The following is a 23820-nucleotide window of genomic DNA, read 5'->3' as shown; positions in this document are numbered from 1 at the left end:
ACTATTCGCTACCTGCTGGTTTCTTCTTGCCTGTTAAATCGCGGCGGACCACTCTTGGCCTGTCGTCGGAGACTTCGACGCGATCAACAAACATCTTCAGGTGCTTACCAATCAGCTCGAGTGAGCCTTTCTTATCACTCACTTTCATGGTTGAAATGAGCGTGACTTCCGGCACCAGTTCATCTGGCTTGAGCGCCGGGACTAACACGGTGTCCATTGGCATGAATGCCATCTTGGCCAGCTCATCGAGCACTCGGTTAGCGTCAATCTTCAGCTCATCGAGCTTTGGCTTAATGACGGCGGCAATCGCATCCTTTACTCGCTGCTTCTCCAGAAGCCGATGTGCTTGGATGTGTGCAGATGCAGCAGCGTAACCAGCAGCCTTGGCGGCGCCGCCACCATTGCCGCCATTGATGATGTAGTGGTGAACGAATAGCGCCTCTTTGGCGCTTAACTCTTCGTTGTCACCGTGCATCCTGTACTCGCGTGTCATATCAGAGCGGCAGCGAGTTCAGGCTGTTATAGAGATACCCGGCAGCGAGTAACACCACGACAACCACAGGGACCAGAATCACGCCAACGATTTTGCGGAACCAGTACTGCTGCGACTGCCGCTGGCGCTCTAACACATCAACAACATCCTTGATGTCATTGACTGACTTCTGCAGGGCCGCTAATTGCTCACCCTGCACGGCAATTTCCTTCGTGGTTTTCTGCTCCAGCTGAAGCACCTTCTCTTCGTAACGAACGGATGAAACAGCCAGGTCTTTCACGGCGTCAGCCAGTTTGTCGATACTGGATTCCAACCGTTGTTGTCGGTCAGTGCCGGATCTGACTTCGGCCAGAATGGCGTCTAGTTTCGCGGTTGAGCTTGGGACGCGCCGCGCTCCACGCTTTGCCGCCACTGCCTGAGCCTCAGAAATTCCTGGTTGCATATTTTGATGTCCGTAATGAGCTGAAGGGTGTACCGGTGCAGGTCCAGATTTGTGGTGCCGTTAAATGGCCGTAGCGGGCAACCAGTAGCCATCATGTTTGAAGGTGGCAGGACGTATACTGGCTTGCTTACTGTGACCGTTTTGACCACTGGCGCTGGCGTTGACGAGCAGCCGACGAGCATCATCAGGCAAAGGCACAGCAGTCCAGGTGCGAGTTGGTTCATGTTCTGATACCTGCAGTTTGTTGGAGTTGGTCAGCCAGTCGTTGCCTGTGTCGGCAATCGCCTGCTTATTGCGCTCATGGTCGGCGTTGAGAGCGGCCACCAGTTCGGCCTGAGTGACGAGGCCGTCAACCTGGTTAGAGATTTCAGTGACCGCAGCAGACAGTTCAGCCAGCGAGTCGGATTGGGTTTTAATCGTGGCGTCTTTGAGTTCCAACGATGCCTGAGCTTGTGTCAGCTCAATTGACTGATGTACGGAAAAGCCACCAAGGGCCAGAACGGCTAAACAGGCAGCGGCCAGCAGGCCATGTTTCAGATAGGTACGCATTACAAATCCCTCATGCAAAGTTTGGCCTCGGCTCTGCGCCGATTCGTTAGGCCGTTGGATTGTTGCCCCTTGATGTAAACCCAGCGCATGAGTTGGTGGCACGCCTCTTTGCGCTTGCCCTGATTGAGCAGCTGCAGCATCGTGGATTTCTGCCACCGGCCAGAGCCGGCGTTGTACACAAAGGACAGGTAAGCCGCGTGCTCACCTTCGGAGAGCGGCACTTGCACCACTGCCAGCATTTGCCGGTTGTGTTTGCTCAGGTCAGCTGCGAGTTGATCAAGGCATTGTTCGTCGGTGAACTTCATGCCCAGCTTCAGTTCCGGTCCGGTGTGGCCGTAGCAGCTGGTTAAGATATTTGCTGGGTCCAGATAAACTTCGTTCTCTTTCCCTTCCCACGGCATGATTAATACCGCAGCAGAAAGAGCCACGGCACCGATGATGCCGCGGGATGCAAGTTTGGTCTGGGTGGACATTTAACCCTCAGAAAAGAAAAAACCCCGGCTTGGAGAAAGACCGGGGTGAAAGTTCTGGGTGTAGAAAACAGGGTGCTAAAAAGCAAAAACCCAGCGGGAAGCTGGGTTGGTTTAATCATCAGGCAATAAAGTCCGATGATGTGGAAATAATAAGCCTACTTTTTTGAAGATCAATAGGCTTGATGGGGGAATTTAACGACCGACTTTAATTCCGGCTGCCAGCTTTGGCGGATCTTTTTTCTGAATTGTTTTTACCAACTCTTGCAACGCCTCTCGAATACTCTTGCCCTTTTCCATCAACCCTAGTGATTTTACACTGGCTGTGTAGTCACCACTTGTTCCTGACACCTCGGCATCAAATTCAGCGCTGCTAGATTCGGTTACCGCAACGGTCAGCTTTACTAAAGTTTCCATTCCTCACTCCATTGGTTAATGAATAACCGTTATATCAGCGTACCGATTAAGAGTGCAAGTAAAGCTGCTCCACCAGATTACTGCATCGCTCCAGCTCGTCCCAGCCGACATACCGGTGTGGATCCAGTATGTGCCGACTGACCACGGCAACAGCATGGCGCAGCTCAGGTGTTTTATTGGGGCATGCTTCCAACCGGCTGAGCATGTCAACTGCGGTGAGTGTTGCGGCGATGGTGCCGCGGGGGATGGATTCGAAGAGCATTCCTTGCTCCGGCGAGTGGTCAGGCTTTAGGTGTAGCAGAATTGTGAATTAATTCAATCGTGGATACCTGACCACCCCTTGTGTTTAGCTCCGCGCACTTTTTGCACGCGCCAAATCCCTCCGCAGTTTAGACCAAACTCAGATACAAAATCAGTGACCTTCTCACGAGAAACCACTAGCCCGTCCGGGTTAATTAATTTGCAAGATTTGGCTTTACTCTTATTTGCCAAGGCGACATTTGTTGACTTCCTGATAAATACACAGGTTGTCGGCCCGTAAACCCTATTTCCTTGCAGCTTAAAATCTTTATCCAAATCATAATCGCCGCCGTCTTTTGGGTAGTGCAACTCAAGCCACTCTGCGAAGTTCTGGAAGTTATGCCAGTCAGGGATGACTGTGCAGCCTTTGTAGGCGGGAAATTTGTTTTGGTACTTTTCGCTGTAACACCTAGTTAGCATGCTGCCCCACTTGGTATATGCGAGCGTTTTCTTTTTGCCGATTACAGCTCTGTGCCGGCCATCACCTATAAATCCAACTCCAAGATAAGTTCTCTGCATCAGATCTTTCAAAGTGCCCAGTCGCAACAATTTTGAAGTTGTTTTTGTAATCCAACCTGTCTCAATAAACCGAACTGAGACACCCCTATGATTTATGACTTCAACAACCTCCACTGGACCGGAGTTGCAAGTATTAAATCGAGCGCCGACGAATATATCTAACATAGGCATCTTCACTCCCCCATGCCGTCTAATAACGCGCGAGCGCAGCGTCCAGCACTGCTTGCATGTCTGTGAAGAGTGTCTACGGCGTTCATAAAGTCATCGTAATGTTTGCGCTGCCAATCCTGCTTCGTCAGTGGTTCAGCCAGATGCTGATTGATTGACTTCAACAACGCCGCTTCAGTGAGGATGATCCGGCCCACACCTTCGCACTTGTTGCACTGGTTAATCTGGTTGAACTTCTTGCTGTAGACCTGCCCAGTGCCGTGGCATTTGTGGCAGATATTGGTATCACAAACTTCATGCACCGCGGCTTCAGCCATGGCATAGGCCAAGTCATCACCCTTGCCCATCGCGACCAACTGAGCATTGAGCGCACCAACCAGCTTCGCCCGGGCGGTTTTGTCCTGTGCAATCTGCGCATCGAGTATGAGCGCCCCGATTGGCTCCCGATGCTGGATTTGCCCGAGCAGGCCCAGCACATCTTCACCGGTCATTGGATTGGCTGACTTCTTAAACATCAGTTCGCTGCCGGTGATGCTCTTTGGTACCTGGCGTGTTACTAATCGCTCGACTGTCATAACCATCAATCAGCCCTTCAATTCCGTGATTAATACCTGACACTGACCGCCTTTGATGATATCGCCGCGGCAAACTATCAGCCGGTCAATCTGTGAATCATCGGCATAGACGCCGGCGTGAGTCAGCGCATCGAGCGTTGCTTTGATTCGGTTATCGATGTCCTGTACGCGCTTATCAGCCGGGTGAAACACCAAATCAACCTGAAGCCGGCCGGTCAGTTTTTTGTTTGCCCGAGCCTGCAGCACTGCAGCGATAACGTTAGTGCGAAACTGCTGGCCCTTCTCGCTGATGTAAACCGTGATTGGTGACCTGGTTGTTTTCATCAGGCGACCGAACTGTGCCGGCCGTTTTACTTTTGTCGTCGCGCTGCGCCAGTAGCTGTTCATGCTTGGCGGCAGTGGCAAGGTGAGTTCAATCATGCTGCCTCCCGAATCGAACTAACGGCACCCGCCAGCGCAGCCAACTGAGTTTTACGCGGGTCAGAATCCGGCAACAGCCGAGCACCGGCCTGTAGTTCGTTAAATGCGTTGCTGAGATGGAAGCTCAGTTCCGGCTCTGCTTGTTCATTTTGCTGCTGTTCTAAATTCATCTGCTTCTCCAATCGCCTGTATTCGCTTAAACCCAGATACCCGCACCATCGCCCTTGCTTCTACCCTGCTCGCTTGTTGTGGCTTGTGCTGGCTTCGTTATTTTTGATTTCCATCCTGTTGCGCCGGATGATGTTTAACCTTCTGCGCATATCTTCGCGGTATTCGTCGTCCATCTGCTTCATCAGCCAGGTGCGTATCTCGTCCGGCCTTTTCGTGTTGGTCAGCTGGTTCGCCTCAAGCCATCGCCGCTTGTCCAACTCGATGGCCTGACGCTGCTCTGGCGGCAGCTGGGCGATTTTATTAGTCATTCTTTGCGGCCTGCTCCTTGCGCTTCGCTGCTTCGGCCCGCATTGCTTCGACGCGCTGAGCCATTGCAGACTTCGGCGCCAGTCTCAGCTCGGCCGGCATGTCTGGCCGCTGGTCATGTCCGATGGTCAGCTGCGGCTCTGGCAGTTGCTCGCCGGCCTGAAGCCGTTTGGTCCAGTGGTCGTATTCGGATTTGATTACCCGCTCAAAGTCCAAGCCTGTGAGCTCGCGGATCAACGCCCCTTTGCGCTGGCTAATCAGCCGGATGATTGGGTGACTGAACTCAAAGGCTTCGCCAGCTCGTGCACCGTTGCGGTCAACGATTTGCATGAGCACGGTTTGAAACTCTGGGATGCCAAGGCCAGCCGGTGAAGGCATGCACATGACAGCGAATTCGCTCGGGTTCGGTGCAAAGCGCTCAGTGGCCGCTCGCTTCTCCAGCGCTTTCACGCCGCGTGCAAATCCATCCGCGCCAATCCCTTCGTCGAGTAACCGTTTTGCGTACTGGCTTATGACGGCCTGAGTCTGCTCATCGGTCTGGCAGAACTGACTGGCAAAGACCGGGTGATACGTGGTCAGCAACGGCAGCAAAGTCGCCATGAGTTTTTCAGTGCCCTTCGCCAGTCTGGTTGCTTGCAATTCGCTCAGAGGCTTCCTGTGCAAGTCGCATGGCTCGCTGTGTGCCGGATTCGCTGCGAGGCTGCGCAGAGCTTCTGCCGTTACCGGCTGAACGGTTTGGTTGTTTCGCATGGTTGACTTTCTCCCGCTGGCACCAGGTGCGCCAGTTGCTGAGCCATTCGGATTGAGCTTTCATGGTGTTCGCGTTGGCCTTGTAGCAACGAAACAAATCAAATCGGGTTTGGATGTCCGAGTCGGAGTATTCGCTTCCAAGGCCTGTAGTCCGAGCCAGCAGCAGGTGCTGTTCGGTAAATCGGAGTTGTTCGCCAGTGCAGGAGTCAGCTGCAACGGATTGGCTGGATTGGTTCCCGGAGTTATCGGGTTGGTCGTGCTCGTCGAAGTCGAGCGGATCTGGAAAATCTGTCTGCGCGTTTAGAGAGAGCTTATTACTGTTACTGTTACTGTTATAGCTATTGGTTAAGGAAGGGTTTCTTAACGGTTCCGAAAGGGTTCCGATTTCCTCAGCTCTAATTTCAAGGAAATCCGCCCAAGCCTGCATAAATAAAGGCTTCCAGCAGCATGAGTCTGGGATCGACAATGCGATTTTCTTCGCACTCTTCCGCTGGTTCGGGTTTTCAGGCTTATTCCACTCAAAATGCTTGCAGATATAGACCCATTTTGTGGTTTCGCAACGGTTAGCGAAACCCTTCTCTAACAGTTCCAAAAGGGTTATGCGAACCCTTTCAGAAGTCCATTGCAGGTCTTCGCAAACGTAGCCATCAGGTAATCTGAATACGCCTGAAATAGTCCCATGCGGGCTGGTCAGCAGATACAAAGCAAGGTATCTGGCATCTTCTGACATATCCCGGATGGTATCGCTCGTCCAAAACGACGAGTGCACTTTGCCGTAATCACGCATGATCGGCCTCCGCTGAGGTCGTTAAATTATCGCCAAGATCACCGATTGGATTGGCCAGGGAAGTGAGGAATGATTGGTAGAATTCGGCTGCGCCAGGGCACGGTATTCCATTCATCAAGTGGATAAATGACAGGCTTAGGTCTTGGATGACGAGCGAGTAAACAGTGATGTCACAAAGGAACAGCGCCCCTTCCACTTCAATTGAGTCGTCGGGAACTGACTCTTGGCCAGTAACCACGATAGACCCCTGCACGATTGCGCCAGGGAACATTTCGCGTATAGGGCTGGAACTGTCAGGATTAACATCAATTGTGTCGCCATACGTTGCCTGCCAATTGGCCGAGGCGCTTACCAGGCTCATGTACTTGGCAACTTGAAAAATATGCCGACAATGAAACTCTGTGTTTTTCAGCTCAATCACATTGATAAATCTTTTACCAGCCGAATCCAATTCGATTGTGATTAGGTCCGGTATGCCATTTGCGCCTAAATTCGGCTGGCGAATAATAGACAGTACGCGGCGACCATTCATGGGGTTGTGCTGATGCTTCACCATGTAGGCATACAAGTTGTCTTCGAATTCTTTTTCTGAACTGAAAATGCTCATGGTGTTACCCCACTATCCGACCAGACATGCGCTGGCTCTTTTGGTGGTCATCTCTGCAGTCGGAGTCGCAAAAGTGCGCGCCAGGCTGCACCGGTTCAGCGCACCAGTGGCAGAGCCCGGTGTCTTTCAGAGTTGGCTTTCGGTGAGTCAGCGCGACTTCCAGCGTGTGCTGTTCGAGGGCTGATGCGGAATCAAACAGATCAGGCATCAGGCTTCTCGCTCTGTCCGTTGCTTTCATGCGCCTTTAAAGCCTCGGCAATGGCCAGCCCAAAATCATGCTGAAGGCTTTTTACTTTGCCGTTCGTGAACTTCCAGACTTTTAAATAGCTCAGCTTGTGATCGGAACAGAACGTGCGCAGAGCCCCGCGCGTTTCAGCCAGCTTTTGCAGTTTCGATAAAATTGCGTCTTGTTGCATATCCAATTTTCCAGATTCAGAAATTTACTCTGGAATAATACGATCCATTTCCAACATATGCAAATATACAATGTGTAATTTTATTATCTGGAAAGTGCTGGATTTATAGCCAGTTGTACCGTTTTTTTGTTCTGCTATATTCGTGTCTAAATCAGCAACAAGGAGTTATGGAATGAAGTTAAAGATTTGTTTGGCAGCTATGGTATTTGTGGCATGCGGGATTCATGCGGACCCGTATACATACACCGCACCAACTTACACAGTACCGACCTATACGGTCCCAACCTATACCGCGCCTACCTACACGGCACCGTCTTATACTTATGATGCGACAACGGGTAATAGTTACAGCACTACTCCGACCTATGGCGGCGGAGCAAATGTGATGGGAACCAATACGAATACTGGCTCTATGTGGAATACCAACATTCAGGCCGATGGCGATATGAGTGGGATTGACTCGCAAGGTAACTACTGGACTTACGATAAGCAGACAGGAAATTACATGAATACAAATGGAAAGCTGTGCACCGGAACTGGTGCTACCAGAATTTGTAACGATTGACCGCTGCTCACTGATCCGCTTTGCGCAGAAGTATCTCAGCTAAGCGGATCACGCCATCCCGCTGTTCAGGGGTTGACTTGAGAATACCCACAGATCCGGCATCATCCAGCAGGTCTGAAACAAATCTGATGGTGGCCACTTCAGCGTCTGGTGCGGTCTTTTGGTTGTGGCGCTCGAAGTAACCTGGCACAAAGAACATCCACAACTCAATCCAGCTAAAACTCTCCTGCTGCTTCAGCATTTCCACTATTGCTTCTGCTTTTGTCACCGTAAGGTTGCCCCCACGGCGCACTTTATGAAAATAGGTGTAGTCGATATAGCGTCGGTCTTTTATCAATTTTTTGACACTAAAACCGGTCCTTTCAAAAAGAGCATTGAGGTTTTCAGAGAAGACATTGGTTCTGGATTTTTCTGGGTGGGACATGATCAACTCTGCCAAATAGCGAAAATTTACTGTGAATTCCGCTAAATATTGCCGCATTTGGAATATTTATCAAGTTAAGAGCTGTATTTTTCCATATTAAGAATTATTTTCTGGTTTATATGCCACATTTGCACACAATTATAATGCCTATATGCATACATCTAATGCTTATCTAGCAACTCAATGATAAACATACTGTTTGCCTGTCTGTTTTTTGGGCAAATTGGCAAGCCGCTTAGTTGCATAAATGATAATTTCACCCATATAATTGACCTTATACGAATAACTGGTAGCGGCAACATGACTGACGTCATTAAGAATCTTGCCAAAAATCTCAAGCAGATTTTTGAGCAGGCTAAAACGAACCCAACCAGGTTCTGTGAGTTGTGCGCAGATAACGGCGTAACTGTTGGAAGGTCCACATTAAGCCGGCTCTTCACAGAAGACGCCAACATCGGCATAGCAATGCTAAATGATATCGCTGCAGGTATTCGGCTCTTACCTGGATTTGATTGGGTAACCCCAGATCGGCTGATAGCTGATGAAATGCAGAGCGACAGCGTACTGGTTGATAGTGCCAGCTTTTCAGGTTTCATCGGGCGATTGATGGTTGATCTGGATGAACTTGACTGGATCGAGCTCAAAAACGAAATATCGACCATTTCAGATGTAGCGGCACTACTCGCCAAGCAATACGGAATTGAAGTGGCTAGGACAAGCCAAGCTCGAGCGCTTAAATCTGTCTAGCAGATCGAGCGCCCGTTCACGATTTGCTTCACCTTGTTGAAGTTGAATACTTCTGCACCATCCACCTGGACAACTTCCCCATCATTCATCGATGCGCAAGCATCTATAGAATACTGTTGAACTGCTTCACGCAGGCGACGGATCTCGGTCACTTTGCGCAAATCATCAGGCATCCTGTAGGCATTCGCAAAGTCCATGACAATTCGGTGTGCTCTAGCCATGCTTTCACGCTCAGTCCCTTGGCGTTTCAGTACTTTTCTCGCGTGCCAATAAGCAGCACAGGACAGAGCCAGGCACGACAGAGACAAAACCCCAAAAAATATACTTGTCACATTCTCACTCCTTTGACTTGCAAGCAGCTTTGAAAAAGCAGAACTACAAATAAGATTTTCAATGCTGGCACGCCAAACTGATACACGGGCCGCAGCACATCAAAAAATACTAAATCGAAAAACATAACGACATTCATTGCCGTTAAAGATGCCATCAGGCCTATAACGCAAACAGCAACTCTGTTGATTTCAAGCCTTGTCATGCTATGGCAAACCAGCAGAATTGCTATTGCTGAAGTGTGTAAGACTGAAAAAAACGGGTACCACGCCAGATCAGTTATTTTGCCAGTTTCAATCATTTTGTAAAAAACCGGCGTTACCTTAATGCTAATAAGGTCAATAGCCAACAAAATCCCTAGCGAAATACGACCAGACCAGTCTTTTTTCAATGCTATTAAGTTGAATGCCAACACTGCTGCAAAAGCAAACAGAGTGTGTTCAGCGACAGCAAGGATAAATGACTCCAAGGCACCCCAATACATCAGTCTTCCTTCTCTGGGCCATCTGGTGGAGGTGGTGGCGGTGTAATGCCTGTACTAAGCGGCGTTACTGTTGCACCAGTACCTAAATCACTTTGAACGGTGGAGCTGCGCTCCGCATCGAGCAAAGAAAGAGCATCCTGCGATAATGTCACCTTGTCAGCTGTCGAAACTGGCAAAGCTGACGCAGCAGAGCTGCTTGAGGCAGTCTCACCAGCCTGAGTTGTCGCCACGATATCTGGGCGAGGTCGAGCAAAGTTAACTTCCATTGTGTCTCCCGATTTGTTGTTAAATCCCAATTAATAAAAACCGCCTCGAAACTTTTCATATCCTAACCATCAGCGCACAAAAAGTCACCCGATGGAAATTTGATTTTTTCCTTATAAAGGAATTTTTTTTCTAAAGCTGAAAAAATCACTGCTCTAATTAGGACGAAAACAGCACATATATACTGCATATGGAAATATTTGCAAGGTTTTGAAATATTTTTGCTCACATATGGAAATTTTTATTGCATAACTGGAATTTTCCATTATATTGGATTTTATCGGATTAATTTTCCACATATGGAAATTAGTTTTAGCGAATTTTAACGCTTAGATAACACATCCAAGGAGCGATAAATGTTGCACACCAAAACCCCAACAAGGACCAAACACGTTCCGGAACTGACTCTGCTGGCCAATCTCCGCATGGCTGCATTAGTTGCCGGCGAGAAAGTTAGCCAGTCACAGCGCGTGCAAGTGCGTGCAGCTGAGTTACTGAAACACCTCTGCACTGCTCTGCCATCACCTGAATTTCAGGCGGCTTATATGAACCGCGCCGGCGAGCTGGGTAATGGTCTGGTGCTTCGTGTTGACCACAACATGAGCAGTGTAACTATCCGCCGCGTGACTGCGGACAACGTCATCAGCCTGCACAAAATCAGCGTCAGCACCATCAAAGGCGGTCAGCAATGAGCCAGTTCACTTTCACCTTAGAGCGCCAGGCACTGCTGGCCCACTACGAAAGCCTGCTGCATGCCATTGAAGACACGCAGACGGAAATCCGCATGCAGTACAACCCAGAGCGTAACGCTGAAGTCTCTGCGCTTACCGCTGATGCACTGCATTTTCGTGACCAACACGACATCACCATTGCTGAACTCAACAGCTGGAAAAAGCGCAACGTACAGCGCGCCAGCTCTGTTCAGCATGCGGTTCAACTGCTAAGCCGGAGCGCATAACCATGACCCCACCCTTAGATCTGTTTGGCGATATCCAATTCGCCGACGAAGAAGAACTGGTCTTTGTAGATGATGCACTGGACCTGTCGCCGCAAGCCGATGGCGAAGAATTTGCCGGAACTGGCATTTACTACGCTATGAGCAACGAGGCTTACCACTCAGGCCCAGGCGTCAGCAAATCAGGTTTAGATCTGATTGCGGTCAATCCTTCTGCTTACATCTGGCACAAGCAAGCACCGGTGGATTACCTGGCACTGCAAGCACTGGATTTAGGCAGCGCCCTGCACTGTGCACTGCTGGAACCAGCTGAGTTCGAAAAGCGCTTTGTTGTAGCGCCGGAGTTCAACCGCCGCACCACTGCAGGCCGTGAAGCTGAAAGCGAATTCCTTGCACAAGCCTATGCCGATGGCATGACGCCGCTAACGCATGAAGATGCGGCCAAGCTGCGGATCATGAAAGACAGCGTGATGGCTCACCCGGTGGCGCGCATGATTTTTGAAGCGCAAGGGCATAACGAAGCCAGCATTTACTGGAACGACGCGGAAACCAATGAGCTGTGCCGCATCCGTCCTGACCGCATGCCAATCATCCCTGAGCTGGGGCCGCTGGTTGTCGATGTGAAAAAGGTCGATGGCTTAGACCGCTTTGACCGTCATGTGGCTGATTTCCGGTACCACGTACAGGACGCCATGTACACCGATGGCTACCGCAACCACTTCGGCGAAACCCCTGATTTCCTCTTTCTGATTGTCAGCAGCTCAATCAGCGCCGGCCGCTATGGCGTCGATGTTGTTCGCCTGCCGCAAGAGTGGAAACAGGAAGGTCACGACCTGTATCGCCGCGACTTACAAGCATACGCAGCATGCCGCCAGGCTGATGACTGGCTGCACGTTCGCACCCTGACCCGCCCTCGCTGGGCCTGATTTTTTAATTACTGGAGATAGATATGAGTGCAGTTTCAATCGCAGAAGTTCAACAGCCAATGGCTGACCAGATGATGGTTCAATCACACACTACCATGCTGCTGATGAACCCAGTTGCCATGGAGCAGATCTACCGCTTTTCAGAAATGATGGCTTCAGGAAAAACCGCAGTACCGGCGCACCTTCGGGGTAACGTGGCCGACTGTATGGCCATCACAATGCAAGCCATGCAATGGAAGTTAAACCCGTTCGCTGTTATGCAGAAAACCCACGTTATTAACGGCGTGCTGGGTTACGAAGCTCAGCTGGTTGCTGCGGTCATCAACAGCAGCGGTGTTGTGGTCGACCGGTTCCACTTTGAGTGGTTTGGTCCATGGCAAAACGTGGTCGGCAAATTCACGATCAAAACTGGCGACAAGGGCGAATACCGGGTGCCTGGATGGAAGCTTGCCGATGAAGCCGGCTGCGGCGTTCGTGTGTGGGCAACGATCCGCGGCGAATCCGAGCCTCGATTACTGGAATTGCTGTTGGCGCAAGCTCGCACTCGCAATAGTACGCTGTGGGCCGACGATCCAAAACAACAGCTGGCCTACCTGGCACAAAAGCGCTGGGCCCGTCTGTATGCACCTGATGTGATATTGGGCGTTTACTCACCGGATGAACTGCAAGAGCGCGACATTGAACCGCGCGACATCAACCCAGCACCTGAATCAGCAGCTACTGCAGCCCAACCACAGCAGCGCACCAGTGGCTTATCCAGCTCACTGAAAGCCCGCAGCGCTGCCAATCAACCAGTGACCGTTGAACCCGTCGCAGAACTGGTCGCCGGTGATGATGACGCCTTGATCATCGATGACGAACCAGCCTTGTCACCAGAAGCGCAGAAGTATGAAGCCATGCTGATGGACTGCACTGAAGCTGAGCACTTTGCCGACTGGCAAGGCCAGGTGAAAGCCAAGTTCGCCGCCAACTCACACGACTACATTGCGCTGGTTAAAAGCTACAAAGCTCGCCGCGCTCAATTCTCTAATGCTAACTAAGGAGACTCGCCATGTCTGCAGTTGAAAACATTGAATTTGAAGAAAGCCCAGTACCAGCCACTGAACTGATGTGTGTGCAGTCTACGCCGGCAGTGATCAGTGTTAACTTTGTTGAAATCAAAGAAGCTCTGACCGAAGCGCTGAAAAAGTATGACGTTGTAGTCACAGCCGAAACACTAGCTGATGCGAAAAAGCTGAAAATTGAGCTGAACAAAAACGCCACTGAATTCGATAAGCGCCGCAAAGTCGCTGTCGAGTCAGTGAGTGCGCCAATCAAAGAATTTGACGGTCAGATGAAAGAGCTGATCGCCATGTGCAAAGGCGGTGTCGAAAAGCTGGGTTCGCAAATCACAGTATTTGAAACCGAAACGCTGAACAACATCCGCAACATGCTGGGCGAAGCGCTGGGCCGCGAGTGGGATGCCCTGGATGTATCTGCTGAGTTCCGCAAAGCCAACATCAATGACCTGGTACTGCTTGGCAGCATTACTTCAACCGGCAAGCTGACCGGCAAAGTGGGCAACGATATCAAATCACGCGCACTGGATGACAAAGGCGCTGAAAACACCATCAAGCTGCGTCTGTCTGAGCTTGAAAACCGCTCCTACCGTGCCGGCCTGAAAGCGCCACTGACTCGGGCGCATGTCGAAGTGTTCCTGTTTGCCCCTGAAGCTGATTACAGCCAGCGCCTGGAAGCCATGTTGCAGTCTGAAGTGCAGCGCCAGGAGCGGGCTGAAGCACAAATGCGTCAGCAGATGGAAATGGAACAGGAGCGCAACCGCAAAGCTCAGGAAGCCGCAGAACAGCGGATCCGCGAAGCCAACGAGCGCGCCCGACTGGCTGAAGAAAAGGCCGATCAGGCAGCACAGCAACAAGCTGCGCCAGTAGCTCAGGAGCAAACCCCTGCACCAGTTCAGCAAGCTGCAGCGCCACAAGGCCAAGCGCTGAAGGTGTACTACGCACCAATGAGCGAGCGCATGGTGAAGCTCAACGAACCGAGCTTTGATTCAGCCGCTCAGGCCGCTATCAAAGCCCAGCAGGCTGACGGCCAGCAGTATGGGATCCGCACTAAATCAGATGGCTTAATCGGCATCGTTCACGCCGGCCACGTGTTCTGGAGAGCTTAACCATGGCACTAATCCTCAATCAGAAGAAGGCAGCGGCGATGCTTGGTGTGTCCAGCATCACGCTGTGGCGGTGGCGGAACGAAGGTCGCGTGCATGCCCTGCCTCAGTTCAAAACCCCGAAATATTCAGTCGAAGAATTGCAGCGGCTGAGTAAATCAAACCCAGTGACTCAGGAGGCCGCATGAGCAGTTCAAAAGCCAGTTGGCACCTGAACAAGAAGCCAGCAAAAACAGAGTTTGAGCTGAGTAAGGAAGAGCGGCGCCAACTAGCGCTGCGATTCAGAAGCCCGATCAAGGTCGGTCTGGCCATCATTCCATATTGTGAAGTCGAGAGTGCCTGGCTGCTGCCAGATGGTCCAGACCAAAAAAACCGTTACGTGCGTCACTACGACATCGCGTTTGAGTTCGCAGTACGCATGAACGACATCCTTCAACACTATCCGCTCCTGGCTGTGCGGTTAGAGCGGAAACAGGCGGCTTAATTATGCAATTTACCTATGTTTGCCGAAGCCAAGACACTCACGTTATTTGCATTGACGGCACCAACTTCAACATTCGTGAGTGTGAAGAAAACCAATGGGCTAAAGGCCATGGTCGGTATTTAAGTGTTGGGGATATCAACGTGTTTCAAACCCTTTATTTCAAAGCGGGTGGAAACTCAACGCACCTTGCCGAAGCTGTTCGAGCAATAGAAGTGGCTCGGTTCATCTGGCAGCACACAAACAGACTGAAGTTATCTCCGGGAGCTTAATCATGTTCTTCAAAAACTTAAAAGTTTACAAAATCACTGAGCAACTGGGCCTGACCACAGCGAAGCTAGAAGCTGCCCTGGCTGAACACAAATTCAATCCTTGCATGGGTCAGGACGCGCTAAAAATGGGCTTCTGCTACCCGATGCACCAGAGCGTTAAATCATTCGCTCATGCTGTGAATGACGACAATCTGATTGTGGTTGCGCTGCGCCGGCAGGAAAAGCTGCTGCCAGCCGCGGTTATCAACGAAGAGCTGCAGCCAAAAATTGATGCACTTGAAGCCGAAAAAGGCCGGCCGCTGGGCCGCAAGGAAAAGCAGGCTCTGAAAGAAGAGTTAATTCAGACAATGCTGCCGCGCGCTTTCAGTCGCTCAACAGTTACCACTGCAGTGATTGACCAGGTTAACGGCTTTGTGTTCATCAACACGCAATCAGCAAGTCGGGCTGAAGATTTGCTGGCGCTGCTGCGTAAATCGCTGGGTTCGCTGCCAGTGGTTCCGTGGGTCGACTCCAATTTCCTGTGCCAGCGCATGCAGGAATGGTTATCAGGTAAGAATCTGCCAGCGGGTATCAAGCTGGGCCATGCCGCCCGCTTAAAAGCCCCGGATGAAGAAGGTGCCCGCGCCAGCTTCGAAAACCACATTCTGACTGCCGACGAAGTTCAGAGCCATCTGGAAGATAAGCTGGTGACTGAACTGGATCTGCAAATGCCAGAGCTGTTCGAATTTCGCATCACTGAAACCGGCACCTTTAAGCGCCTGCGCTGGCATGAACTGCTGGCCAACAAAAACGATGAGCTGGGCTGGGAAGATTTACTACTGCGCCTCGAAGCTGACTATCTGCTGATGGTCAATCAGCTGCGCGAAGTGATTAAGGCTGTGGGTGAATCTGTATCGCCGGTGGTGAAGTCATGATCCGCGGCGAAACACTAACCGGCCGCGAGGCCGTTGAACTTCATACTGCTGCTGGCCTAATTGGCCGGCAGGTAGTGGTCAATGCTGGAATCGCGGCTAACGGCGCAGTGCCACAAATTGGCGTCGTAGCGGATCCGCAGGCCTGCTTCATCGATGTTGAAAACCCAAACACTGCTTTATATGTGGAAGTTGAGTCGGGCGATGACTGGATGTTGTACGAGGTTTTCAACGATGAGCACTTTGTTTTGTTGAGCGAGGTTTCAAATGGATAACATGCGCTTTGGTTTCCCAGCGGCAAAAGGCATGCAAGGTGGCCGCACTTTCTACACTGCCTGCATCCCATTCAGCATGCTGGCCCGTCTTCTGGCCATTGATACTGGCAACGTTCTGGACCGCAGCCAACGTGCTGTCGACCCAAAACGGGCAAAGGCAATTAGCCAGTACATTCTGGATAACACAGAGAGCTTTGTTCTGCCGGCGCTGACAGGCGTTGTTGAAGATGAAACTCTGGAATTCTCACCAGCAGCAAAGAGCACATCAGTTGGCGAGCTAAGCCTGTCGATGGATGCAGTCATCAAGCTGTTCGACGGCCAACATCGGGCAACCGGCATTATGGCTGCCCTCAAAGAGCAGTTCCCAGTTCTGAAGCAACAGCAGGTCACCATTCAGCTATTCGTCAACATGACACTGGCAGACCGGCAGCAGGCATTCAGCGATATCAACGCGAACGCTAAGGCAGTGAGCGCAAGCCTGAATATGGTTTATGACCGCCGCAATGATGCCGTGACGGCTATCGCTGAGGAAATCGAGAAGGTTTCATCATGGGCCGGTCGTATCGACCACGAAAATAACGTGGTCAAGGCAGATAGCGGCATGCTGTTTTCGTTCCGCCATGCAGTTCAAGCAAGCCGTTTGGTTCTTGGACTAAGCGCCAAACAGGTGCCCGATGCAATGGCCGTCAGCCAGATTAGTCAGTGGTGGAATGTTGTCGCACCAGCTGTTTACTGGGACTGGCAGGAACGCAGAGAACGTGGCGAGAGCTATGACCACTCAATCCGCAAGAAGATAAACAACAACGTGGCATTCACAGCGGCGGGCCTTATGACTATTGGCCGTGTTTATCAGCTCATAAACGCGAAGCATGGCAACCGTTTCTCAATGTTCAAAGTTGGCTCTGCCCTTTCCAATCTCGATTGGAACAAGTCGGCCGACATGTGGCGCGGCAACCTAGTCGACGAGAACGGCAACATGAAATCAGGCACCGCCGGCCAGATCGCAGCGGCAGAGCTGATTGCTGAATCCGTTTCTTCTTATATCGAATCCATGTGAGCGCATGACAACCGTCGAGGCTCTGGCACTGGCTCTCGCCTGGGACCGGTGCCGCGACGAGCCAAACGAACAGGATATGGCCGACGCCGATGTGATGGTGGCGCGCTGGAACAAAAGACGAATTGAATTGGGCTTGAAGCCCTGGGAGTGAATGATGGCAAATCAAGAAGGCTTTCACCTGGTAGACCATGGGCCGTTCCCTATCATGGAATTTAAGTTAGGCGACAAAACAATTTCAGCCGAGCAGTTGGTAAAGGCCGCAGAAATGATGCGATTGGAGTTGTTGAGTTTTGGCTTGGTTGTTCGTGTTGATAGCAAAACTAAACAGGAGGCAGCATGAGCAAGCCAGATTACGAGCGCATTTATTTAGTTCCAGAGGATGGCATCTGGTGTTGGGCGGGGACGCCAGCGCCAGGTGCTGGTCAAAGCAATGCTGATGCTGTGGAGTATGTTCGGGCTGATTTGTATCAAGCGCAGTCGACTCAGGTCGAATCGCTGTTAGATGACCGCAAAGAATTCGTTAAAAAAGAATTCCAGCTCTTAAAAGAAATCGAGCGGCTCGAAATTGAACTGAAAAAGCGCGACGAGCAAAACGCAGCACTGGTGGCGCAGGTTGAGGAGTTGCTGGTACACGGCACTGCATTAGCTACCGCCGCAAGCATGGCGACAGGCGCTGTGGCTATAGGTTCTCCGGTTACTGAATTTTGCGCTGAAGCAGTAAAGCGATTTAACGCAGCAAAAGCAGTCACCCCACAACACCACCTTGCCGAAATCCGCGCTGAGGCTGTGCTTGATGCGGTGAAATTCTTTGCTCCAGCTCTGGATATCGAAACCGAATCGCTGGAATGGTACGCCGCCAAAGTGCGGCAAGGCGGTGCAGCATGACAGAGCTGGCGTATTACCAAGCGCTAAGCGCAATCTTCTATGTGATCATCGCTGCACAGTTCTATCAAAAATTAGTGGCTGCAATCCATGCCGACAAAAAGAAAGCGTTGGCTGAGCTGTACGATGACATAGAAATAGACGAGCACACCATGTTGGCCGCATCGAAAACAGCGGCTGCGGTTCTCTGTGTTTTCTGGCCTGCAGCTATCTTGATTGCAGCTTACAAAAATAAAGGCGGTACAAAATGACCGCCCCATTCTCCCAACACGGCAAGCTCCGCTGGCTGGTGTGGCTCGGCATCGGTGCCGCGCTTCACATTCTGCTTATCGTCATGCGGTGGGTTCTGTTTCGTGACATCGAAGTCAGCCTGCTCAATCCGTGGGCCTATAGCGACTTGGGCTGGTTATTAACCGTGGCCTGGTATTGGTTCTGGCTTTGGATGTGGGTGATTGAGTGATGGAGGTTATTCATATCTCTTGGCAGAGGGTCTACCAATTCAAAGGCGTGACATTCGAGCATCACAACTACCTTGGCCCGATGATATTGCGTCGAAAAACGTATGAAGCGCGCAACTTTCGAAACATCAGAGCAAGACAGTGGGCCGCTTATGGTTCCTGGTTGCGACTGACAGAGGCTGAGCGGGAGAAATTCAGAGTATGACTCCCAGCGCCGACAATGAACAACTGAAACAACAACCGGGGGAAGCATGAGATACACAGCGCAACAAATCAAAAACTGGGACTTAACCAGGCTCAAAGACAACAAGCCAGCGCGCGCAGAGAACTGCACAACGCTTTGGCAACGGATTAAACATGGCTGGATGGTTGTCATCGGCTGTTATGACGTAGTGGATTGGGAGTAATACGATGGCTATTAATTTATTCGTTGCCGGTGGCAACATCGGGCGCGATTGCGAAGTGCGCGTGACACCGGCAGGCAAGCATATCGCTACATTCCCGCTGCCGGTCAAACAAGGCTATGGCGAGCATGAGAAAACCAGTTGGGTACAATGCAAACTGTTTGGTGGTCAGGCTGAAAAGCTGCCGAACTACCTGCTTAAAGGTGTAAAGGTTGTTGTGCAAGGCGAATTTGTGCTTGATGAGTGGAATGATAAGGACGGCCAGAAACGCCAGACACCAACTGTGATCGTCAATAGCTTGGAGTTTATGAGTCAGAATCAGTCAAACGCCGGTCAAACAAATCAGCCGTCACAGCGAGCGCCAGCATCACAGCAAGGCGGCTACAATCAGCGCCCGGCAGCGCCAGCTCAAAACCAAATGAGCGGTGCACCGATGGCTCCGCCGATTGATTTTGATGATGACCCGGATATTCCATTCTGAGGGTATTGAACTCTCATAGGACACAGGCAAAATAAACGACACCCCGCAGCCGAAACTTTAAACACGTTGTACGTTTTAGGGTTTGCCCAGGCTGAAAGCATAACGAACTTCAAATCGGTGGCTGCGGGGCCAGTTTATTGCTCTACCGCTTGGAAAGGCAGGGCTCATAATCCGAGCCAATCAGATAGCGCGTGTTGTTGCCGTAACATAGCTTCAGGTGGTAGAGCAATGAGCTGGAAAAACGGGTCGGGAGTTCCTAGCCGGCCAGTTCATTGCTCCGAATGATACTTAGCGTAGAGCAGGCCAATGGCAGCGCGTAGTTCGGGTTGGCGCCCCGTTAATTCATCAGCAAGCCTCACTCCAGAAACAGTCAGCTGCAGGACTGAAAAACCGCAGATGTATTCACGGAACTATGAGGCGGCCCCGTGAGTGCAGATCCCGCCTACTGGATAAACGGCAGCTTGCTGTTGATTGATTCCAGCGCGCCGGCTGAAAGGTCGGCTCTACCCCCGCTTCATCTCAACCACATTCTGATACAACTCCGGATTCCTGATCCGCTGGATCCGATTCCACCAAGCCGTGTAAGCCTCAGCCTGCTCTGGCAGATAGTGGTAGTGGTCATACGTACCCCAATCGCCCGGCAGCTTGTGACCAAGGATGATTTCAGCAATGTGCGGTGCGCACAGAGTCGACATATTAGAGCGACAGGTTTTCCGCAGCGCATAGATGGACCAGTGCTCCATTTCAATGCTCTTGTTCTTGCGCACCCACTGGATGATATTGACCGGCAGCGCGATGATGGCTGAACGACTCAGGCACTTATCGCTATCGCGATTCGTAACCAGGTATTCGCTATCAGATAACGCCATCAACTGATTCAGTAGCGGCACTATCTCAGGAATGATTGGTCGCAATAACGGCTTGCCGGTGCTGGCACCCATTTTGTGGCGCTCGGCGGGTACCGTCCAAACCATTGCTTCAAAGTCGAAGTCTGACCGCTTTGCTTCGCGCAGCTCCATCGGCCGGCATCCATAGAACAGCAGCAGCTCGACAAACATCGCGTTCTTTGGCTCCATGCGGCTTTGCTCGCAAGCCTCCAGCATCAGGCGGATCTCGTCATCATTCAAATGCCGGGTATTGATCCGATCCTTAACCTGCAAGTCCTGCGATGCAGAGATATCAGCAAGCACATTGTTTTCGCACAGGTGCCGTTTCTTCGCCCACTTATAGAACTGCTTTGAGTTGACTAGGATGCGGTCAGCAATTTGCGGTTTACCCGGCACTTTCGCAGTGCCCTTTGCCAATGGCTCCAGAATGTTCAGCCAGTGGTGAACAGTCAGTTCACTGAACGGCAGTCTGCCCAGCTTAGGGAATACATGAAGTTGGAATGAGCGGAGGATGCCGTGGTGTCCTTTTTTGGCATTTATGGCGAATGCCTGGTACCAGTCGTTGAACAACTTCTCCAGCGTCTGATTCAGCTCACCATCTTGCTGCGACCGCTCCAGCACCTTAACGATGCGCGGATCTTTGCCCTGCTCTAACTCAGCACGGAATCGCTGTGCTTCACGCCTGGCATCGGCAAGGCCCATAAGCGGATAAGTGCCGATATCACAGCGCTGATTTTTGCCGGCAAACCGGAAGCGGATCTGAAACTTAATTTTGCCCTTCGCGCTGATGCGTACAGACAGACCATCCTGATCTGCTTTCTCCAGTACGCCTTCACGGTCACGGCCATTGTTGGCCCGAAGCCAACTGTCTGATAAGGCCATAATTACCACCCAGATAAATTTTTATGTACACAGTAGCCTAAAAACTGAAATTCTGTACACAGCTATGTAGTCAGTGGTGGTGAATGCAGATGAAATGTTTTGAGTCTTTTTGAAAAAAATGAGCGGAGGATTTTTCTTTATCTATCGGGGCTTTGCGGGGTGTGCTGAAATCGAATGAATGGGTTTGAAATGTTTTGAATTAAAGGCAATCGTTCGGGTGAGAGATGATCGCAAAGGTTCTGCGGATACTGACTTCTTGAAGAAATTCTGCGCTGGCCATGCCTGAGTGAGTTCCGAATATAAGCTTAATGGGCGGCCGGCTCTGATGCCGTGTTGTACAGCAGCTGGAGTCCGGCGAAAAATGGCGCAGATTATAGCAGTAACAGCGGCTTTGGCGAAGTACGAAAACCAGGATTACCAGCCGGATTTATCCCTGTTTTTATTGCACTGCCGGCAAAAACCATTGCGTCGCCAACTGCATCACAGCATTTTCCTGCGGCCCCACATCAGTTGTCTGATTATTGGCCATCAGCAGCAAAGTCAATTCCTGCTCCGGGATTGTCATGACAAACTGGCCACCATAGCCCCAGGCTAACTGCCCCGCCGGTTGACTACTCTGTTTGAATAACCACCAGCCATAACCATATCCGCTAATGCTGAGCCCGGCAAAAGTGCGGCTACGTGGCTGCTGCACGCTCGCGGAAGTCATCACGTAGGCCTGATTCAACACCTGCTGACTGCCCCAACGCCCCTGTTGCTGCCACAAAACACCCAGTTTAGCCAGATCACGCGCGGTGAGTTCCAGACCGGCTCCACCATTATCATAACCATCTTTTAGTTTTTCCCAGCGAAAGTTACTAATGCCAAGCGGCACGAACAACACCTGCCGGGCATAATCTCGGGTGGCCATCCCGGTTTGTTCGTTGAGGATCACTGATAACAAATGAAAATTGGCTGAGTTATAACGAAATTCCGTCCCCGGCAGCTGGGTCTGTGCTTGTTCCAGCACATAGCGGGTTGGATCGGCCGACATCACCCAGTGCTCAAAACCCGCCAGGGTGCTTTCGTCCCAGGCAAATCCGCTGCGCATACTGAGTAAATCAGCAACTGTGATAGGCGCCTTGCCATGTAACAGAACACGATAGCGCTGTGGTAATAATTCACTGATCGGCTGTTGCAGACTCTGAATTTTGCCCTGACTGATCGCTACACCAATCAAATGACTGATCACTGTTTTGGTCACCGAACGCAAATGCAATAAATCAGTCGACTTGCGGCCACTGAAATAAGCTTCGCCAACTAACCGGCCACGGCGTAACACCAATACTGCAAACAATCCTGGTGTGGCACGTGCGGCGTTGTAACCTTGCTCCAGCATCGATTCATTGAAGCCTTCCGCTGCCGCAGTACTGACAGGAAAAACCGGATTGTCGCTGGCGCGCCATGAAATAGTACCGCTCACCGGGCTGATAGCGGCACTGTCTGCCTGATCACTACCACCACAGGCACTGAGACAGAAAAGTGTAAGACACCACAGGCTGTAGCGTAAAAACGAAATCGAATTCGCTGAAAAATGTTTGAAATTCTGAATAGAAAAAATTTTGCAGATCAATTGCATAGGGCCTCCGTGAATCAGGCCCACCGTTTCAGAGTGACGGCATCGCCAAAGACATGGCCATCAGAATAGCATCTTCTTTTCCACCCGGAGCCGGGTAGTATGCTGGTCTGACCCCAACCTGATGAAAGCCTTGCTGATGATATAGCGCTATCGCTTTGTGATTCGATGCGCGGACTTCCAGCCAACAATCTGTCGCTTGCCGGCGTTCTGCCTCATCTAAAAAGTGGCTTAACAAGGCTTTGCCAATCGCCTTGCCCTGCTGCTGCGGGTGCACGGCAATATCAAACAGACTGGCTTCCCCAGCGACCAGTTCGCCGATATAAAACCCGACCACCTGCTCATTTAAAAGTGCGACCGCATTAAAATAGCGCTCTGAAAAACTGCTCAAGAACGAAGATTCAGCCCAAGGGTAAGCCGTCGCGGCTTGTTCTGTAGCCAGCATCGCCGGAATATCTGCCGGCGTGGCGCTGCGGATGTGGATCATGTTGGGTCCGTTTCGGTAGAGATTTCAGCCGGTAACAACTGAATGAGGTTGCGCCATAGTTGTTTTTTGCTATCCGCACTATAAAAATGCTGCGGTGGTGCGCTGAACAAACCGGCTTCGCTCAGATGAATGTCTGTGGTATCCACCTGATAAAACCATTGCGCATGAAAACCGGCCTGCTGCAAGAAAGCCAACATATCCTGCACCAACGGCAAGCTGGTCTCTGCCGCTATCCACTGTGCTAGTACCGGTGCTGGTTGCAAAACTTCTGCTGATTCAGACTGCAAACTACAGTTTTCTGAAACCACAAAGTCTTGCCCAACCGGTGCTGTGCTCGCAGAAACATGTTGAGGTGCGTGATAATCCGGCGCAGCCAAATCGGTTTGTAAGGGTTGGATTTTCAAATGCTGCAAGAACTGCAGCTGCAGTTCTGACATGGAAGAAGTGATGTTATTTGTCACGTCTGGATTCATCTCAGT

43 protein-coding genes are annotated in these 23820 nt (G+C 51.1%); 20 read left to right on the top strand and 23 right to left on the bottom strand.

Annotated features, from left to right (window positions below; genetic code table 11):
* Nucleotide 1: 1 nt before the first annotated feature.
* The 15 genes from ACFFJP_RS05785 to ACFFJP_RS05715 form a co-directional block, all read right to left on the bottom strand.
* Nucleotides 2-475: a terminase small subunit gene (locus tag ACFFJP_RS05785; RefSeq protein ID WP_377241367.1), complete on the bottom strand. Its 474-nt coding sequence runs from the start codon at nucleotides 473-475 to the stop codon at nucleotides 2-4.
* A gap of 19 nt (nucleotides 476-494) precedes the next feature.
* Nucleotides 495-935, bottom strand: coding sequence for a hypothetical protein (locus ACFFJP_RS05780; RefSeq protein WP_377241365.1), 441 nt, complete (start codon nucleotides 933-935; stop codon nucleotides 495-497).
* Nucleotides 854-1117: an Rz1-like lysis system protein LysC gene (gene lysC / locus ACFFJP_RS05775; RefSeq protein WP_377243376.1), complete on the bottom strand. Its 264-nt coding sequence runs from the start codon at nucleotides 1115-1117 to the stop codon at nucleotides 854-856. The genes ACFFJP_RS05780 and lysC overlap by 82 nt, the downstream gene beginning before the upstream one ends.
* Before the next feature lie 366 nt (nucleotides 1118-1483).
* Nucleotides 1484-1957 carry a lysozyme gene (locus ACFFJP_RS05770; RefSeq protein ID WP_377241363.1) on the bottom strand — a complete coding sequence of 158 codons (474 nt, stop codon included), beginning with the start codon at nucleotides 1955-1957 and terminating at the stop codon, nucleotides 1484-1486.
* Between the two features lie 192 nt (nucleotides 1958-2149).
* Nucleotides 2150-2371, bottom strand: a complete 222-nt coding sequence (locus tag ACFFJP_RS05765) for a hypothetical protein (protein WP_377241361.1) — start codon at nucleotides 2369-2371, stop codon at nucleotides 2150-2152.
* 46 nt (nucleotides 2372-2417) lie between these two features.
* Nucleotides 2418-2633 (bottom strand): hypothetical protein, encoded by a 216-nt coding sequence (locus ACFFJP_RS05760; protein ID WP_377241359.1) that lies wholly within the window; start codon nucleotides 2631-2633, stop codon nucleotides 2418-2420.
* Between the two features lie 53 nt (nucleotides 2634-2686).
* Complete coding sequence (locus ACFFJP_RS05755; protein ID WP_377241357.1) at nucleotides 2687-3361, bottom strand: hypothetical protein; 675 nt, start codon at nucleotides 3359-3361, stop codon at nucleotides 2687-2689.
* A 2-nt stretch (nucleotides 3362-3363) separates the two neighbouring features.
* Nucleotides 3364-3939 (bottom strand): hypothetical protein, encoded by a 576-nt coding sequence (locus ACFFJP_RS05750; RefSeq protein WP_377241355.1) that lies wholly within the window; start codon nucleotides 3937-3939, stop codon nucleotides 3364-3366.
* 3 nt (nucleotides 3940-3942) lie between these two features.
* On the bottom strand, nucleotides 3943-4353 hold the full coding sequence (locus tag ACFFJP_RS05745; protein ID WP_377241353.1) for a RusA family crossover junction endodeoxyribonuclease: 411 nt from the start codon (nucleotides 4351-4353) through the stop codon (nucleotides 3943-3945).
* Nucleotides 4350-4523, bottom strand: coding sequence for a hypothetical protein (locus ACFFJP_RS05740; protein WP_377241351.1), 174 nt, complete (start codon nucleotides 4521-4523; stop codon nucleotides 4350-4352). Before ACFFJP_RS05740 ends, ACFFJP_RS05745 begins: the two co-directional genes overlap by 4 nt.
* A gap of 60 nt (nucleotides 4524-4583) precedes the next feature.
* A complete protein-coding gene (locus tag ACFFJP_RS05735; protein WP_377241349.1) occupies nucleotides 4584-4832 on the bottom strand; it encodes a hypothetical protein in 249 nt (82 codons plus the stop codon).
* Complete coding sequence (locus ACFFJP_RS05730) at nucleotides 4825-5430, bottom strand: replication protein P (RefSeq protein WP_377241347.1); 606 nt, start codon at nucleotides 5428-5430, stop codon at nucleotides 4825-4827. The genes ACFFJP_RS05735 and ACFFJP_RS05730 overlap by 8 nt, the downstream gene beginning before the upstream one ends.
* A gap of 7 nt (nucleotides 5431-5437) precedes the next feature.
* Nucleotides 5438-6367 carry a hypothetical protein gene (locus ACFFJP_RS05725; RefSeq protein ID WP_377241345.1) on the bottom strand — a complete coding sequence of 310 codons (930 nt, stop codon included), beginning with the start codon at nucleotides 6365-6367 and terminating at the stop codon, nucleotides 5438-5440.
* Nucleotides 6360-6974, bottom strand: coding sequence for a hypothetical protein (locus ACFFJP_RS05720; protein WP_377241343.1), 615 nt, complete (start codon nucleotides 6972-6974; stop codon nucleotides 6360-6362). Before ACFFJP_RS05720 ends, ACFFJP_RS05725 begins: the two co-directional genes overlap by 8 nt.
* A 200-nt stretch (nucleotides 6975-7174) precedes the next feature.
* The gene (locus tag ACFFJP_RS05715; protein ID WP_377241341.1) at nucleotides 7175-7390 is read right to left on the bottom strand and encodes a hypothetical protein; all 216 of its coding nucleotides are present in this window, start codon (nucleotides 7388-7390) and stop codon (nucleotides 7175-7177) included.
* A 172-nt stretch (nucleotides 7391-7562) separates the two neighbouring features.
* On the opposite strand from ACFFJP_RS05715, the gene ACFFJP_RS05710 reads away from it, so the two are divergent.
* Nucleotides 7563-7955: a hypothetical protein gene (locus ACFFJP_RS05710; protein WP_377241339.1), complete on the top strand. Its 393-nt coding sequence runs from the start codon at nucleotides 7563-7565 to the stop codon at nucleotides 7953-7955.
* Between the two features lie 7 nt (nucleotides 7956-7962).
* On the opposite strand, the gene ACFFJP_RS05705 is transcribed toward ACFFJP_RS05710, so the two are convergent.
* Entirely contained in the window at nucleotides 7963-8379 is a 417-nt protein-coding gene (locus ACFFJP_RS05705; protein ID WP_377241337.1) for a hypothetical protein, read from the bottom strand.
* 300 nt (nucleotides 8380-8679) lie between these two features.
* Here ACFFJP_RS05705 and ACFFJP_RS05700 point away from each other — a divergent pair, with 300 nt between their 5' ends.
* The gene (locus ACFFJP_RS05700; RefSeq protein ID WP_377241335.1) at nucleotides 8680-9126 is read left to right on the top strand and encodes a hypothetical protein; all 447 of its coding nucleotides are present in this window, start codon (nucleotides 8680-8682) and stop codon (nucleotides 9124-9126) included.
* Here the strand turns inward: ACFFJP_RS05700 and ACFFJP_RS05695 are convergent.
* The 3 genes from ACFFJP_RS05695 to ACFFJP_RS05685 are packed head-to-tail and all read right to left on the bottom strand — an operon-like array spanning nucleotide 9123 to nucleotide 10206.
* Nucleotides 9123-9458 (bottom strand): hypothetical protein, encoded by a 336-nt coding sequence (locus ACFFJP_RS05695; RefSeq protein ID WP_377241333.1) that lies wholly within the window; start codon nucleotides 9456-9458, stop codon nucleotides 9123-9125. The two genes, ACFFJP_RS05700 and ACFFJP_RS05695, sit on opposite strands and share 4 nt — an antisense overlap.
* Complete coding sequence (locus ACFFJP_RS05690; protein ID WP_377241331.1) at nucleotides 9455-9940, bottom strand: hypothetical protein; 486 nt, start codon at nucleotides 9938-9940, stop codon at nucleotides 9455-9457. The genes ACFFJP_RS05695 and ACFFJP_RS05690 overlap by 4 nt, the downstream gene beginning before the upstream one ends.
* Nucleotides 9940-10206 (bottom strand): hypothetical protein, encoded by a 267-nt coding sequence (locus ACFFJP_RS05685; protein ID WP_377241329.1) that lies wholly within the window; start codon nucleotides 10204-10206, stop codon nucleotides 9940-9942. The genes ACFFJP_RS05690 and ACFFJP_RS05685 overlap by 1 nt, the downstream gene beginning before the upstream one ends.
* A 354-nt stretch (nucleotides 10207-10560) precedes the next feature.
* Between ACFFJP_RS05685 and ACFFJP_RS05680 the strand changes: the two genes are divergently transcribed.
* From ACFFJP_RS05680 to ACFFJP_RS05595, 18 genes are all read left to right on the top strand, one after another.
* On the top strand, nucleotides 10561-10896 hold the full coding sequence (locus ACFFJP_RS05680; RefSeq protein WP_377241327.1) for a hypothetical protein: 336 nt from the start codon (nucleotides 10561-10563) through the stop codon (nucleotides 10894-10896).
* Nucleotides 10893-11162 (top strand): hypothetical protein, encoded by a 270-nt coding sequence (locus ACFFJP_RS05675; protein WP_377241325.1) that lies wholly within the window; start codon nucleotides 10893-10895, stop codon nucleotides 11160-11162. Before ACFFJP_RS05680 ends, ACFFJP_RS05675 begins: the two co-directional genes overlap by 4 nt.
* A gap of 2 nt (nucleotides 11163-11164) precedes the next feature.
* On the top strand, nucleotides 11165-12085 hold the full coding sequence (locus ACFFJP_RS05670; RefSeq protein WP_377241323.1) for a PD-(D/E)XK nuclease-like domain-containing protein: 921 nt from the start codon (nucleotides 11165-11167) through the stop codon (nucleotides 12083-12085).
* 23 nt (nucleotides 12086-12108) lie between these two features.
* A complete protein-coding gene (locus tag ACFFJP_RS05665) occupies nucleotides 12109-13125 on the top strand; it encodes a RecT family recombinase (RefSeq protein ID WP_377241321.1) in 1017 nt (338 codons plus the stop codon).
* Between the two features lie 11 nt (nucleotides 13126-13136).
* The gene (locus ACFFJP_RS05660; protein WP_377241319.1) at nucleotides 13137-14252 is read left to right on the top strand and encodes a DUF1351 domain-containing protein; all 1116 of its coding nucleotides are present in this window, start codon (nucleotides 13137-13139) and stop codon (nucleotides 14250-14252) included.
* A 2-nt stretch (nucleotides 14253-14254) separates the two neighbouring features.
* Nucleotides 14255-14437 (top strand): hypothetical protein, encoded by a 183-nt coding sequence (locus tag ACFFJP_RS05655; protein WP_377241317.1) that lies wholly within the window; start codon nucleotides 14255-14257, stop codon nucleotides 14435-14437.
* A complete protein-coding gene (locus ACFFJP_RS05650; protein ID WP_377241315.1) occupies nucleotides 14434-14733 on the top strand; it encodes a hypothetical protein in 300 nt (99 codons plus the stop codon). The genes ACFFJP_RS05655 and ACFFJP_RS05650 overlap by 4 nt, the downstream gene beginning before the upstream one ends.
* 2 nt (nucleotides 14734-14735) lie before the next feature.
* A complete protein-coding gene (locus ACFFJP_RS05645) occupies nucleotides 14736-15002 on the top strand; it encodes a hypothetical protein (RefSeq protein ID WP_377241313.1) in 267 nt (88 codons plus the stop codon).
* A gap of 2 nt (nucleotides 15003-15004) precedes the next feature.
* Entirely contained in the window at nucleotides 15005-15916 is a 912-nt protein-coding gene (locus ACFFJP_RS05640; RefSeq protein ID WP_377241311.1) for a recombination-associated protein RdgC, read from the top strand.
* Nucleotides 15913-16188 (top strand): hypothetical protein, encoded by a 276-nt coding sequence (locus ACFFJP_RS05635; RefSeq protein ID WP_377241309.1) that lies wholly within the window; start codon nucleotides 15913-15915, stop codon nucleotides 16186-16188. The genes ACFFJP_RS05640 and ACFFJP_RS05635 overlap by 4 nt, the downstream gene beginning before the upstream one ends.
* Nucleotides 16181-17245 carry a DNA sulfur modification protein DndB gene (locus tag ACFFJP_RS05630; protein ID WP_377241307.1) on the top strand — a complete coding sequence of 355 codons (1065 nt, stop codon included), beginning with the start codon at nucleotides 16181-16183 and terminating at the stop codon, nucleotides 17243-17245. Before ACFFJP_RS05635 ends, ACFFJP_RS05630 begins: the two co-directional genes overlap by 8 nt.
* 4 nt (nucleotides 17246-17249) lie before the next feature.
* Nucleotides 17250-17396, top strand: coding sequence for a hypothetical protein (locus ACFFJP_RS05625; RefSeq protein WP_377241305.1), 147 nt, complete (start codon nucleotides 17250-17252; stop codon nucleotides 17394-17396).
* A 3-nt stretch (nucleotides 17397-17399) separates the two neighbouring features.
* Nucleotides 17400-17585: a hypothetical protein gene (locus tag ACFFJP_RS05620; protein WP_377241303.1), complete on the top strand. Its 186-nt coding sequence runs from the start codon at nucleotides 17400-17402 to the stop codon at nucleotides 17583-17585.
* Nucleotides 17582-18130 carry a hypothetical protein gene (locus ACFFJP_RS05615; protein WP_377241301.1) on the top strand — a complete coding sequence of 183 codons (549 nt, stop codon included), beginning with the start codon at nucleotides 17582-17584 and terminating at the stop codon, nucleotides 18128-18130. Before ACFFJP_RS05620 ends, ACFFJP_RS05615 begins: the two co-directional genes overlap by 4 nt.
* Nucleotides 18127-18378 carry a hypothetical protein gene (locus ACFFJP_RS05610; RefSeq protein WP_377241299.1) on the top strand — a complete coding sequence of 84 codons (252 nt, stop codon included), beginning with the start codon at nucleotides 18127-18129 and terminating at the stop codon, nucleotides 18376-18378. Before ACFFJP_RS05615 ends, ACFFJP_RS05610 begins: the two co-directional genes overlap by 4 nt.
* Nucleotides 18375-18587 carry a hypothetical protein gene (locus ACFFJP_RS05605; protein ID WP_377241297.1) on the top strand — a complete coding sequence of 71 codons (213 nt, stop codon included), beginning with the start codon at nucleotides 18375-18377 and terminating at the stop codon, nucleotides 18585-18587. The genes ACFFJP_RS05610 and ACFFJP_RS05605 overlap by 4 nt, the downstream gene beginning before the upstream one ends.
* A gap of 249 nt (nucleotides 18588-18836) precedes the next feature.
* Nucleotides 18837-18992 carry a hypothetical protein gene (locus ACFFJP_RS05600; protein ID WP_377241295.1) on the top strand — a complete coding sequence of 52 codons (156 nt, stop codon included), beginning with the start codon at nucleotides 18837-18839 and terminating at the stop codon, nucleotides 18990-18992.
* Between the two features lie 4 nt (nucleotides 18993-18996).
* Nucleotides 18997-19470, top strand: coding sequence for a single-stranded DNA-binding protein (locus ACFFJP_RS05595; protein ID WP_377241293.1), 474 nt, complete (start codon nucleotides 18997-18999; stop codon nucleotides 19468-19470).
* Between the two features lie 503 nt (nucleotides 19471-19973).
* On the opposite strand, the gene ACFFJP_RS05590 is transcribed toward ACFFJP_RS05595, so the two are convergent.
* The 4 genes from ACFFJP_RS05590 to ACFFJP_RS05575 form a co-directional block, all read right to left on the bottom strand.
* A complete protein-coding gene (locus ACFFJP_RS05590) occupies nucleotides 19974-21239 on the bottom strand; it encodes a tyrosine-type recombinase/integrase (RefSeq protein WP_377241291.1) in 1266 nt (421 codons plus the stop codon).
* 439 nt (nucleotides 21240-21678) lie between these two features.
* Nucleotides 21679-22857, bottom strand: a complete 1179-nt coding sequence (locus tag ACFFJP_RS05585; protein WP_377241289.1) for a serine hydrolase domain-containing protein — start codon at nucleotides 22855-22857, stop codon at nucleotides 21679-21681.
* Between the two features lie 28 nt (nucleotides 22858-22885).
* On the bottom strand, nucleotides 22886-23341 hold the full coding sequence (gene rimI / locus ACFFJP_RS05580; RefSeq protein ID WP_377241287.1) for a ribosomal protein S18-alanine N-acetyltransferase: 456 nt from the start codon (nucleotides 23339-23341) through the stop codon (nucleotides 22886-22888).
* A complete protein-coding gene (locus ACFFJP_RS05575; RefSeq protein WP_377241285.1) occupies nucleotides 23338-23814 on the bottom strand; it encodes a hypothetical protein in 477 nt (158 codons plus the stop codon). Before ACFFJP_RS05575 ends, rimI begins: the two co-directional genes overlap by 4 nt.
* Between the last annotated feature and the right edge of the window lie 6 nt (nucleotides 23815-23820).

The organism is Rheinheimera tilapiae, assembly GCF_042432165.1.
GTDB lineage: Bacteria > Pseudomonadota > Gammaproteobacteria > Enterobacterales > Alteromonadaceae > Pararheinheimera > Pararheinheimera tilapiae.
This window is presented reverse-complemented; position numbering and strand designations above follow the sequence as displayed.